Origin of the sequence: Halomonas sp. LBP4, from assembly GCF_003202205.1 — a bacterium.
Taxonomy (GTDB): Bacteria; Pseudomonadota; Gammaproteobacteria; order Pseudomonadales; family Halomonadaceae; genus Halomonas; species Halomonas flagellata.
The window spans coordinates 218,297-230,935 of the sequence record NZ_PDOG01000001.1 but is presented as its reverse complement, the minus strand read 5'-3'; the positions used below and the strand labels follow the sequence as shown (position 1 = coordinate 230,935).

Below are 12,639 nucleotides of genomic sequence, written 5' to 3'. Positions count from 1 at the left end.
GGTGGCCGGCTGGGTTCAGGTTTCCCGTTCCCCTCGGGTCGCCCCCATCAATACCCGGTCCATGCCCCGCGTGGAGAGTAACCGCTTCAGTACCGCGAACAGGTGGGTCGGTACGGTCACGCGGTAGCGCGCCCTGGGGCGCGGGCTCTCCAGGGCATGCAGCAGCTTGTCTACCACGGCGTCGGCGCCGAGGGTGAAGGGCGTCGGAGGGCCCCCGCCGGCCAGGCGGGCCTCCACGGCGCGATAGGTCGCGGCGTGGTAGCTGCCGGCGGCATCGATGTTGTCGAGGAAGGCGCGGTAGGCGTTCTCGCGGAAGCGGCTGGTGATCGGGCCCGGCTCGATCAGGCTGACGTGGATGCCGGTGCCGTACAGCTCCTGGCGCAGGGTATCGGTCAGGCCCTCCAGGGCGTACTTGGAACAGACGTAGGCGCCGCGGTAGGGCAGGGCGGCAAAGCCCAATACCGAGCTGTTCTGCACGATGCGCCCGCCGCCCTGTTCGCGCATCGCCGGTATGACGCGGGTGGTGAGCTCATGGGTGCCGAGCAGGTTGGTTTCCAGCTGGGCGCGCAGCACCGCGCGCGAGAGGTCCTCCACGGCACCCGGCTGGCCGTAGGCGCCGTTGTTGAACAGCGCCTCGAGGCGCCCGCCGGTGCGGCCGAGTACCTCCTCGACGCAGGCGGCGATCGACTCGCTGCAGGCCAGGTCCAGCGGCAGGGCTTCCAGGCCCTCGTCGCCGAGCCGTGCCACGTCGCCCCGCTGGCGGGCGGTGGCGAAGACCCGCCAGCCGCGCCGGACCAGGGCATGGGCGGCCGCATGGCCGATCCCGCTGGAACAGCCGGTGACGAGCACGCTCGGCGCCGCTGGGCCCCTTCGGTCCTTCATGTGCCTGCTCCTTTCTCGATCCCGCTCGGGTGCACTCTGGCGCTTGTCGCGGCATCGGGCAACCTCGGCGAGGTTCGAAGCGGCGAGCGGCCATGCCGTCCGGCCAGTGAAATGTGCCGATAGCGTATAGACTGAGAATTGGCCGCACCTCTCAGTATCCCTCGGCGGCGAGCTGGCCCCGTCGTCGATGCCGAGGAATCTCCGGACCTGCCGGCGAAAGGGAGGGCGGTGCCGCAGGGGCCGCAGGGAGCCTGATTTCCTATCCATCGCATGGGGAGGGGCTGTCATGAAACGACTCATCGTAGGGCTTCTGGCGTTGGCCCTTGGGCTCGTGTCGCATCACGCGCTCGCCCAACGCCAGTTCCTGACCATCGGTACCGCCAGCGTGGTGGGCATCTATTACCCCGTCGGCGGGGCGACATCCCAGATCATCAACCAGGCCGATATCGGCCTGCGGGCCACGGTCGAGGCCACCGGAGGCTCGGCCTTCAATGTCCGCGCCCTGGCGGCCGGTGAGCTGGACCTGGCCCTGGCCCAGTCCGATGTGGTGTTCCAGGCCTATGAAGGCCAGGCCGGTTTCGAGGGCGAGGCCGTGGATCAACTGCGCACGGTGATGGGGCTGCATGCCGAGCCGCTGCATCTGGTCTGCGCCCGTGACGCGGGGGTGAGCAGTGTGCGCGATATCGTCGGCAAGCGCGTCAACATCGGCAATCCCGGGTCCGGTATCCGCTTCACGGTGGAGCAGGCCCTGGAGGCGCTGGACATCGGCCTGGACGATTTCGAGGCTGAGAGCCTGACCGCCCCCGAGGGGGTGGATTTCCTGCGTGACGGCCGGGTCGATTGCTTCTTCTACACCATCGGCATCGGCGGGGCGGCGCTGCTGGATATCAGCACGTCCCAGGACGTGGTCTTCGTGCCCATGGATGAGCCCGAGTTCGAGAGCCTGGTGGACGAGTTTCCCTACTTCGCCTTCACCGAGGTGCCGGCCGGCACCTATCGGGGCCAGGACGAGGCCGTCACCCTCTTCGGGGTGAAGGCACTGTTCGTGACCACCACCGATCTCGGCGAAGAGGTGGTCTACAACATCACCAGCACGATCCTCGACAACCTGGAGGACTTCACCAATATCCATCCGGCGCTCAACTTCCTGACCGAGGAAGACTTCCTGAGCGGGCTCGGGGCGCCGCTGCATCCCGGCGCCGAGCGCGCCTATCAGGAGGCCGGACTGCTCTGACGCGCGGCCCGGGCCAGGGGCCGCTCAGGCGGCTTCCTGGCCCCTTCTGACGTCTTCTGCAGGGAGGCGCCATCATGGCCGAACACGATCCGCGCCAGGAGGATGCCTCGTCATCCGGGGACGAGCAGCCGTTCGATGCCGAGGCGGCGCGCCGGGCGCGGCAGCTGGTCGAGGAGTTCGAGACCGGCGCCAGGGTGCCCAGCGGTATCCTGCTGTTGGCGATCGTCGGTCTGGCGCTGGCCTGGTCGCTGTTCCAGCTGGGGGTGGCCAGCGTGCTGGCGGTCGACGTGGTCATCCAACGAGCGATCCACGTGTGCTTCGGCATCACCCTGGCCTTCCTGGTCTTTCCCGCCGTTCGCGGCCGCAAGGGCCCCACCCCGTTCCAGCGGATCGTGCTCGGCGCCATCAGCCTGGGGGTGGGGGCGACCACGGTGATGCTGGTGGCCGAGGTCACCCCACTGGTCCTGCCGGGCTGGCTGGCGATCGGCGTCGGGGGCCTGCTCTGCGCGGCGGTGCTGGCGACCCTGCGCCACGATCAGGTCCATCGGGTGCCCTGGTTCGACCTGCTGTTTGCCCTGCTGGCGGGGCTGGGCGCGCTCTACCTGGTGTTCGACTACCATGGCCTGCAGATGCGGCAGGGCCTGGCGATCCCTCGCGAGATCTGGATCGGCCTGCTGTTCATGCTGCTGCTGCTGGAGGCGACGCGGCGCAGCCTGGGACCGGCGCTGGCGGTGATCGCGGGGATCTTCTTCCTCTACCAGCTGGTGGGGCCACGCGGCGCCGTCCCCTGGCTGGCCGGCTGGGTGCCCGATCTGCTGGCGCACCGCGGCGCCAGCCTGCAGCGCGCCATCAGCCAGCAGTACGTGACCACCGAGGGCATCTTCGGCGTGCCGGTGGGGGTATCCACCGCCTTCGTCTTCCTGTTCGTGCTGTTCGGCTCGATGCTCGACAAGGCCGGCGCCGGCAAGTACTTCATCGACGTCGCCAACTCCTTCCTCGGCCATATGCGGGGTGGCCCGGCCAAGGCCGCGGTGGTGGCCTCGGGGATGACCGGCATGGTCTCGGGCTCGTCGCTGGCCAATGTGGTGACCACTGGCACCTTCACCATTCCGCTGATGAAGCGCACCGGCTATCCCGACTACAAGGCCGCGGCCTGCGAGGTGGCGGTATCGACCAACGGCCAGCTGATGCCGCCGGTGATGGGGGCGGCGGCCTTCATCATCGCCGAGTTCGTCGGCGTGCCCTATATCGAGGTGGTCCGGGCGGCGGTGATCCCGGCCTTCGTGGCCTACTTCGCGCTCTTCTACATCATGCACCTGGAGGCGCTGAAGCTGGGCCTGCACGGCATCCCGCGGGACGAGCTGCCGCCGCGGCTCAAGACCTTCCTCGGTGGGATCCACTTCCTGATTCCGGTGGCGGTGCTGGTCTACTTCCTGGTGATCGAGCGGCGCACCCCCGGTTATGCGGTGATGACGGCGATCCTGGCGCTGGCGGTGCTGATGCTGGTGCAGGAGCCGGTCAAGGCCTTCCTGCAGGGGCGCCCGCTGCTGCCGGCGCTATGGGGTGGGGTGGTCACGCTGTTCCACGGCCTGATCGCCGGGGCGCGCAACATGGTGGGCATCGCCGTGGCGGTGGCGACCGCCGGCATCATCGTCGGCTCGGTCAGCCAGACCGGGGTGGGGCTGCGCCTCACCGAGATCATCCAGATCATCAGCGCGGCCATGGCCGGCGGCATCGGCCTGATCACCCTGCCGGTGGTGGAGTTCCTCGGCGGCGACGTGGGGGACTTCGACACCACCACCCAGTTCGTCATCGTGCTGCTGATCACCGCCGTGGCCAGCCTGATCCTGGGGCTGGGGCTGCCGACCACCGCCAACTACGTGGTGATGGCCACCCTCACGGCCCCGGTGATCTACAACCTGGGCAACCAGTTCGGCTTCGCCATCCCGCTGCTGGCGGCGCACCTGTTCGTGTTCTTCTTCGGCATCCTGGCCGACGACACACCGCCGGTGGGGCTGGCCGCCTATGCCGCGGCGGGGATCGCCCGCAGCAACCCGATCCGTACCGGGGTGCAGGGCTTCGTCTACGATATGCGTACCGCCATCCTGCCGTTCATGTTCATCTTCAATACCCAACTGCTGCAGATCGACGTGGAGGGCTGGTTCAACATCCTGCATATCTTCGCCAGCGCCCTGGTGGGCATGCTGGCCTTCGCGGCGGGCGTGCAGGGGTTCGTGCGCATCCGTACCCTAATCCCGGAGCGGTTGGTGCTGCTGGGTGTCGCCTTCATGCTGATCCAGCCCAACTGGTTCACCGACATCCTGGGCGTCAGCCTCTACGCCCTGGTCTACCTGTCCCAGTGGGTGCGGTTGCGGCGCCGGGCGGGCAGGGCTCGATGAGTGCGGCCGTCGGGAGGTGTCAATGAGGCGTCAAGCAGGCATGGCGGTGATGGTCGGGCTCGTGGCGGGGCTGCTGGCGCTGGCCTTGATGGCACTGGGGGGAGGCTACTGGATGATGTTTCAGATGCCGGGAAAGTCCTATCGCGAGGCGCCGCCACCCCTGGATGCCGAGGGGCTGGCCCTGCGTGAGCGCCTTCGGGAACATGTCCGGGTGCTGGCCGACGAGATCGGCGAGCGGCACTACTGGCGGCCCGAGGGCCTGCACGCGGCGGCCGACCATATCGAGCGGGCCTTCCGGGAGGCCGGCCACGCGCCGGTCCGGCACGCCGTACCGACCCGGGGGCGGGTATTCGACAATATCGAGGTGCGCCTGCCGGGCAGCGGGACGACGGACGAGATCCTGGTGATCGGCGCCCACTACGACACCGTGCGCGGTACCCCCGGTGCCGACGACAACGCCTCGGGCGTGGCCGTGCTGCTCGAGCTGGCCCGGCTGCTGCGCGAGGCCGAGCTCGACCGCTCGCTGCATCTGGTCGCCTTCGCCAGCGAGGAGGCCCCCTTCTTCGGCAGTGACGCCATGGGCAGCCTGAGGTTTGCCCGGGAGGCCCGGGCGCGGGGCGACGAGATCGTCGGCATGATCTCGCTGGAGATGCTGGGCTACTACATCGACGAGCCGGGCAGTCAGCGCCATCCGCCGCTGCTGGGCCATTTCTATCCCGACCGGGGCGACTTCGTGGCCTTCGTCGGCAACCTGGCGTCGCGGCGGCTGGTGCACAAGGCCATCGGCGCCTTCCGCGAGCATGCCGAGCTACCTTCGGAGGGGCTGGCCGCGCCGGAGCTGCTCGGCGATATCCGCCGCTCCGATCACTGGGCCTTCTGGGAAATGGGCTATCCGGCGATCATGCTCACCGACACCGCCAACTTCCGCAATCCCTACTACCACGGCCCCCACGACACCCCTGATCGGTTGGACTACGCGGCCATGGCGCGGCTGACCGCCGCGCTGGCCAGGGCCGTTGAGACCATGGCGCGGCGCCGAGCCGGCGGCAAGCGTTGAATGCCCCTGCCTCGCCGCCTGGCCATCTCGCCTACTGTGACATCATTGGACATGGTGCAGGCCAGGGCAGGCGTCAGCGGTGAGGCGGCGAGGTGATGAAGGGTGTCGTACTGGCGTGTAGCGCTCTGCTGTTCGTGGCGATGGTCGCCGTCGCCCTGTGGCCGGCGACCAGCGGGCCGTCGCACGGCCCGCCCCTTGCCGGCGGTGAACTCGACCCGGCGGCCCTGGAGGGGCGCCGCGGCGCCCTGGTGGACCAGGTCGTGTTCACCCGGGAGGCGGACGTGGGCCGGGTCACCGGGCTGATCGAGGCCGGCTCCCACCAGGTCTTCACCCAGGGCATCTCCAGCCCCACGGTGTTCCACCGCCTGCGTGACTCCCTGCATGCCACCCACGACCTCTCCTACGGCACCTCCAGCGAACTGACCCTCAATCCGGCCGGCCCCGAGCTGGCGGGCGGCGAGCTCAACCCCTTCCATGTACCGGCGATCCGCGAGGCACTCAATCGCCTGGTGGACCGCCGGTACATCGCCGAGGAGATCTTCGGCGGCCTCGCCGTCCCCCGCTACCTGCCGATCAGCACCGCCTTTCCCGACTATGCCCGCCTGGCCGACGTGGCCCGCGAACTGGAGCTGCGCTATGCCCATGACCCCGAGGCCGCCCGCGAGGCGATCCATCGCGAGATGGAGGGCCTCGGCGCGCGTTTCACGGATGGCCGCTGGTGGTACCGCGACGCCCCGGTGCGCCTGAATGTGCTGATCCGCACCGAGGACGAGCGGCGCCGGATCGGCGACTACATCGCCAACCTGATGGAGGACCTCGGCTTCGCCGTCGAGCGGCGCTATCGCACGGCGGAAGAGGCCTCGCGGCTGTGGATCGCCAGCGACCCGCGCGCCGGGCACTGGCACATCTACACCGGTGGCTGGATCATCGTGGTGATCCTGCGGGATCAGGCCGACGTCTTCAGCTACTACTACACCCCGCGGGGTCGCCCCGAACCGCTGTGGCAGGCCTACCAGCCGGCGCCGGAATTCGACGAACTGAGCGACCGCCTGGTGCGGCGCGACTACCGCAGCCGGGAGGAGCGCCGGGCGATGATGGCCCGCGCCCTCGAACTCGCCATGGAGAATTCGGCACGAATCTGGCTGGTCGATCAGCTCAACGCCTCGGCGCGGGCCGCCAACGTCGAGGTCGCCGTGGACCTGGCCGGCGGACTGTCGGGGTCGGCGCTGTGGCCCTACACCCTGCGCTACACCGACCGGGTGGGCGGGCGGATGGTGTTCGGCACACCGAACCTGCTGGTCGAGCCGTGGAACCCGGTGGCGGGCAGCAACTGGATATCCGACCAGATGATCATGCGTGCGACCCAGGACCCGGCGCTGATGCCCGACCCCTTCACCGGCCTGTACCTGCCCCAGCGCATCGAGAGCGCCGAGGTGACCGTGGAGGAGGGGGTGCCGGTCGGTCGTACCCTCGACTGGTTGAGCGTGGAGACCGCGAAGGATATCCCGGTGCCCGAGGCGGCCTGGCTCGACTGGGACGTCGGGGCCGGCCGCTTCGTCACCGCCGGCGAGCGGCAACCCGAAGGCATCTCCGCGCGCACCCGGGTGCGGGTGACGTACGAGGAGACGCTGTTCGAGCAGCGCTGGCACGACGGCTCGCAGCTGTCGCTGGCCGACTTCCTCCTGCCGTGGATCCTGACCTTCGAGCGAGCCGACGAGCAGAGCCGCCTGTTCGATATCGCCCATCTGCCCACCTTCGAGGCCTTCCAGCGCCACTTCCGCGGCTGGCACCTCGTCTCCCGTGACCCGCTGGTCATCGACATCTACAGCGACCAGATCTATCCCGATGCGGAGACCATCGTCGCGCAGCGGGCACCGGCGCCGATCCCCTGGCACACCCTGACGCTGGGCATCCTCGCCGAGCACAGCGGGGAGCTGGCGTTCTCGTCGAACAAGGCCGACCGGCTGGGGGTGGACTGGATGAGCCTGGTGGCGGGGCCCAGCCTGTCGGTCCTGGAACGCCAGCTGCGCCGGGCGCGCGAGCGCGGTACCCGGCTCTATCCGGCGGCGCTCGGCGAACTGCTCGACGAGGAGGAGATCGCCGCGCGCTACCGGGCCCTGACCGACTGGCATGCCGCACGTGGCCACTTCTGGGTCGGCAACGGCCCCTTCCAGTTGCATTCGGTCCATCCGGTGGAGGGCAGCCTGGTGCTGCGTCGCTTCGCGGACTTCCCCGACCCGTCCGACAAGTGGTTGCACTTTTCCCGCCCGGAGATCCCCGAACTCGACCTCGACGGGCCCCTGGTCGTGGCGATCGGGGAGGACGCCGACTTCCGTCTCGCCGTGACCTTCGAAGGCGAGCCCTATGCCGCCGAGGGCATCGACAAGGTGCAGTTCCTGCTCTTCGATGGCCGCGGCGAGCTGGCCCGGCGGGGCGAGGCCGAGGCGCTCGATGATGGCCTGTGGGGAGTCGAGCTGTCGCCGGAGGCAATCGCGGCCCTGGGGGCCGGGGCCAACAGCCTGGAGCTGGCGGTGACCAGCCGCCGGGTGGCACTGCCGGCCTTCGCCTCCCACGTCTTCGCCACGGTATCGCCCGGCGGCAGGGAGGGCACGCCATGAGCAAGGCTCCCCTCGCGGCGCGGCGCCGCGGCCTGTGGCGCGACCTGCGCCACCTGCTGGCCTACGCCGTTAAGCGGCTGCTGGCGCTGCTGTTGACCGTGCTGGTGGGCGTCTACCTGACCATCCTCATCGCCAACATGGGCGGCCAGGTGGACGAGCTGCGACTGGTGCAGATCCGCAGCCAGGCCGCCGAGGCGGTGCGCGCCGACCCGGCCCTCCAGGACATGCCCCCCGAGGAGCGCAACGCGCTGATCGAACGCCGGGTGTCGCTGGAGGTGGAACGGCTGCGCCTCGACCAGCCGTTCGTGGTGCGCAGCGTCGACTACCTGCAGCGCGCCATGCGCCTGGACCTGGGGCGGGCCGAGCAGATGCACAGCGACCTCGGGTCGCGGGCGGTCTACGACATCATCGTCGAGCGGCTGCCGGCGACCCTGCTGCTGTTCGGCAGCGCCAACCTGCTGGTGTTCTTCACCTCGGTGTTCATCGCGCTGTCGCTGTCGCGCCGCTACGGCAGTGCGCTGGACCGCAGCGTGATCGCCCTGGCGCCGACCTCGGCGGCTCCGGGGTGGTTCTACGGCATCTTCCTGATCCTGGTGTTCGCCTTCCTGGTGCCGCTGCTGCCCGCCGGCGGCATGGTCACCGCGCCGCCCCCGGAGAGCCCCTGGGCCTATGCGGCGAGCCTGGTGCGGCATATGCTGCTGCCGCTCACGGCGATGTTCCTGTCGTCGATCTTCGTCTCGATCTACTCCTGGCGCACCTTCTTCCTGATCCACTCCAGCGAGGACTACGTGGAGATGGCGCGCGCCAAGGGGCTGCCGTCGCACCTGATCGAGCGTCGCTACATCCTGCGCCCGACCCTGTCGCCGATCATCACCAGCTTCCTGCTGATGCTGATCGGCCTGTGGAGCGGTGCCATCATCCTCGAGCAGGTGTTCAACTGGCCGGGACTGGGGTCGCTGCTGTTCCAGGCCATCGGCCACCGGGATACCCCGGTGATCATCGGCGCCGTGGTGATCTTCGCCTACCTGCTGGCGGTGACGGTGTTCCTGCTCGATATCCTCTATGCGCTGCTGGACCCGCGCGTGCGCCTCGTGGGAGAGCGGCGATGACGGGCGGGCGGTGGCGCGACGGCTGGGGGGAGCTGCGCCGCTACCCCTCGGCGCTGGTGGGCATGGCGATCATCGCGATGCTGGTGGGGCTGTCGCTCTACACCGTGATCGCCATTCCCTACTCCGAGGCGCTGGACAAGTGGCGGGGCGGCGAGCCCTGGCGGCTGCACCCGGTCAACGCCGGCCCGGTATGGGTCGATCGCCTGACCGGTGGCCACCAGCCGCGCACCCTGATCGTCGCCAGCGACGCCGCCGAGATCGAGACGGCGCCCTTCGAGGGCGGTCGCCGCCTGCGCATTCCCCTGGCCTTCGACTACGACTACGCCGGCTTCCCCAGCGAGATCAACCTCTTCCTGCGTGCCGAGGGGCATGCACAGCGGCCCTTCGCGCGGTTGCTGTGGCAGACCCCCGACGGCCGGGAGCTCTCGCTGGGCGGGCATCGCATCGGCCGCGAGGACCGCGTCTCGATCTCCCAGGACCGGGCCCTGGAGCGTCGGCTGGGCGGGCGGGTGCCGCATATCGGGCTGCTGGCCGCGCCCGACGGCGAGGCGGTGCCACGGGTCCAGCCGGGCCGCTACCGGCTGCTGCTGGATGCGGTGGTGTTCGACGACGAGGCCGGCATCGACGCCGAGCTGGTGCTCTACGGCCGGGTGCACGGCATCGCCGGCACCGACCACCAGCGGCGCGACCTCAGCCTGGCCCTGCTGTGGGGCACGCCGGTGGCGCTGGCGTTCGGCCTGCTGGCGGCGGTGGGCACCACCCTCATCACCCTGGTCATCGCCGCGGTGGGGGTCTGGTACCGCGGCTGGGTCGACGCCACCATCCAGCGACTCACCGAGGTGAACATGATCCTGCCGCTGCTGCCGATCCTGGTGATGGTCGGTACCCTCTACTCCACCAGCATCTGGCTGATGCTCGGGGTGGTGGTGCTGCTGGGCATCTTCAGCGCCGGCATCAAGATGTACCGGGCGATGCTGCTGCCGATCCGCGAGGCGCCCTACATCGAGGCGGCCCAGGCCTACGGCGCAGGCAACCTGCGCATCGTCATGCGCTACATGATTCCACGCATCCTGCCGGTGCTGATCCCCACCTTCGTCACCCTGATCCCCACCTTCGTGTTCCTGGAGGCCTCGCTGGCGGTGCTGGGGCTGGGCGACCCGGTGCTGCCCACCTGGGGCAAGGTGCTCAACGACGCCCAGTCCCGGAGCGCGCTCTACAACGGCTACTACTACTGGGTGGTGGCACCGGCGGTGCTGCTGATGCTCACCGGGCTGGGCTTCGCCATGCTCGGCTTCGCCCTGGACCGGGTCTTCAACCCGCGACTGAGGAGCCTGTGATGAGCATACGTCCGCTGCTCGAGGTGGAAGACCTGCACCTGCACTACCAGACCCGGCGCGGCGTGGTGCGCGCCGTGGACGGCGTCGGCTTCGAGGTGCGACGCCACGAGGCCCTGGTGGTGCTGGGCGAGTCCGGCTGCGGCAAGAGTTCGCTGGCCAAGGCCCTGATGCGGGTACTGCCGCGCAATGTCCACCGCACAGCCGGGCGGGTCAGCCTGGGCGAGACCGAGGTGACGGCGCTCTCCGACGAGCGCTTCCGGCGCGAGGTGCAGTGGTCGCGGCTGGCCCTGGTGATGCAGGCCTCGATGAATGCCCTGAACCCGGTGGTGCGGGTGGGCGAGCAGGTCGCCGAGCCGCTACGGGTGCTGCGTGGCTGGTCGCGGCGGCGGGCGCTGGAGCGGGCGGCGGAGGTCTTCGCCCTGGTCGGGGTCTCCACGGACTTCCTGGCCCGCTACCCCTTCGAGCTCTCCGGCGGCATGCGCCAGCGGGCGGTGCTGGCCATGGCGCTGGTCGCCGAGCCGGAGCTGGTGATCCTCGACGAGCCCACCTCGGCGCTGGACGTGCTGACCCAGGCGAGCATCATGAATGCCTTGAAAACCATCAAACGTGAACTCGGTACCAGCTTTATCCTGATCACCCATGATGTGGCGACCTCCAGCGAGCTCGCCGATCGGGTGGCGCTGATGTACGCCGGCCAGTTCGTCGAGGTGGCCGACGCCGCCGCCTTCTTCGCCGAGCCGGCCCACCCCTACTCGCGGATGCTGATGGCCAGCGTGCCGCGGCTGCGTCAGCGGCAGCGTCCCGAGTCGATCCCCGGCCAGCCGCCGAGCCTGTTCGACCCGCCGAGCGGCTGCCGCTTCGCCGAGCGCTGCCCGCATCGCTTCGCCCGCTGCGCCGATGACCCCGAGGCGATCCGCCTGGGCGAGCGACACCGGGTGCGCTGCTGGCTGCATGACGAATCCACGCGACGGGGAGGGGCGTGATGGCAGCATCCCAGGCCGTCTTCCACCGGGAGTCCGCTGACGCGCCCTTGCTCGCGGTGCGGGACCTGCACACCTGGTTCGCACTGCGTCAGTGGGGCTTCCTGCGGGTGGGCGCCGTGCACGCGGTGGACGGCGTGAGCTTCGAACTGGCCCGCGGCGAGGCGGTGGCCTTCGTCGGCGAGAGCGGCTGCGGCAAGAGCTCGCTGGCCCGCACCCTGCTCGGGCTGCATCGCCCCACCCGGGGCGAGGTGCGCTTCGACGGGCGCTCGCTGGGTGAGCTCGACGGCCACGCGCTCAAGGCGTACCGGGCCCGGGTGGGCTATGTCCAGCAGGACCCCTACGGCGCGCTGCCACCCTTCATGGACGTGCGGCGGATCCTCGCCGAGCCGCTGATCATCCATGGGGTCAGGGACCGCGCCGAGCGCGAGCGGCGTATCCGCGCGGTGCTGGAGGAGGTGCGGCTGTCGCCGGTCGAGGAGTCCCTGGGCAAGTTCCCGCACATGCTCAGCGGCGGCCAGCAGCAGCGGGTGGTGATCGCCCGGGCGCTGATACTGGCGCCGGCGCTGCTCATCGCCGACGAGCCGGTGTCGATGCTCGACGCCTCGGTGCGCATCGAGATCCTCGACCTGCTGCGCGGCATCCAGGCCAGGCGCGAGCTGACCCTCGCCTTCATCACCCACGACCTCTCCACCGTGCGCCACTTCGCCGAGCGCATCTTCGTGATGTATGCCGGCCGGGTGGTGGAGAGCGCCCCGGTCGACGAGCTGCTCGACCACCCCCGGCACCCCTACACCCAGGCGCTGCTCGCGGCGATCGCCGACCCGGACGCGGCCAACGCCTCCCGCCTGCGCGAGGTGCCCGGCGGCGAGCCGCCGAGCCTCATTCATCCGCCTGCAGGCTGCCGCTTCCATCCGCGCTGCCCCCACGCCATGGCCGGCCTCTGCGACCGCGACGATCCCCCCGATTTCGAGCCCCGGCGCCACCACCTCTCGGCCTGCTGGCTGCACCGGTGACCCGGCG

The 12,639-nt window shown here is 69.9% G+C and carries 9 protein-coding genes; 8 read left to right on the top strand and 1 reads right to left on the bottom strand.

Features of this window, described 5'->3' with window-relative positions:
• Positions 1 to 15: 15 nt before the first annotated feature.
• The gene (locus CR157_RS01115; RefSeq protein ID WP_110281703.1) at positions 16 to 882 is read right to left on the bottom strand and encodes an SDR family oxidoreductase; all 867 of its coding nucleotides are present in this window, start codon (positions 880 to 882) and stop codon (positions 16 to 18) included.
• A gap of 286 nt (positions 883 to 1,168) precedes the next feature.
• Here CR157_RS01115 and CR157_RS01110 point away from each other — a divergent pair, with 286 nt between their 5' ends.
• The 8 genes from CR157_RS01110 to CR157_RS01075 all read left to right on the top strand — a co-directional run bounded on the left by CR157_RS01110 (position 1,169) and on the right by CR157_RS01075 (position 12,632).
• Positions 1,169 to 2,116, top strand: a complete 948-nt coding sequence (locus tag CR157_RS01110) for a TAXI family TRAP transporter solute-binding subunit (protein ID WP_181421930.1) — start codon at positions 1,169 to 1,171, stop codon at positions 2,114 to 2,116.
• A gap of 74 nt (positions 2,117 to 2,190) precedes the next feature.
• A complete protein-coding gene (locus CR157_RS01105; protein ID WP_219999865.1) occupies positions 2,191 to 4,515 on the top strand; it encodes a TRAP transporter permease in 2,325 nt (774 codons plus the stop codon).
• Between the two features lie 22 nt (positions 4,516 to 4,537).
• Positions 4,538 to 5,572, top strand: a complete 1,035-nt coding sequence (locus tag CR157_RS01100; protein ID WP_219999864.1) for a M28 family peptidase — start codon at positions 4,538 to 4,540, stop codon at positions 5,570 to 5,572.
• A gap of 95 nt (positions 5,573 to 5,667) precedes the next feature.
• On the top strand, positions 5,668 to 8,190 hold the full coding sequence (locus CR157_RS01095; RefSeq protein WP_110281701.1) for an ABC transporter substrate-binding protein: 2,523 nt from the start codon (positions 5,668 to 5,670) through the stop codon (positions 8,188 to 8,190).
• Positions 8,187 to 9,299, top strand: a complete 1,113-nt coding sequence (locus CR157_RS01090) for an ABC transporter permease (RefSeq protein ID WP_110281700.1) — start codon at positions 8,187 to 8,189, stop codon at positions 9,297 to 9,299. The genes CR157_RS01095 and CR157_RS01090 overlap by 4 nt, the downstream gene beginning before the upstream one ends.
• A complete protein-coding gene (locus CR157_RS01085; RefSeq protein WP_110281699.1) occupies positions 9,296 to 10,636 on the top strand; it encodes an ABC transporter permease in 1,341 nt (446 codons plus the stop codon). Before CR157_RS01090 ends, CR157_RS01085 begins: the two co-directional genes overlap by 4 nt.
• On the top strand, positions 10,636 to 11,619 hold the full coding sequence (locus CR157_RS01080; RefSeq protein WP_110281698.1) for an ABC transporter ATP-binding protein: 984 nt from the start codon (positions 10,636 to 10,638) through the stop codon (positions 11,617 to 11,619). The genes CR157_RS01085 and CR157_RS01080 overlap by 1 nt, the downstream gene beginning before the upstream one ends.
• A complete protein-coding gene (locus CR157_RS01075) occupies positions 11,619 to 12,632 on the top strand; it encodes an ABC transporter ATP-binding protein (RefSeq protein ID WP_110281697.1) in 1,014 nt (337 codons plus the stop codon). Before CR157_RS01080 ends, CR157_RS01075 begins: the two co-directional genes overlap by 1 nt.
• Positions 12,633 to 12,639: the final 7 nt, after the last annotated feature.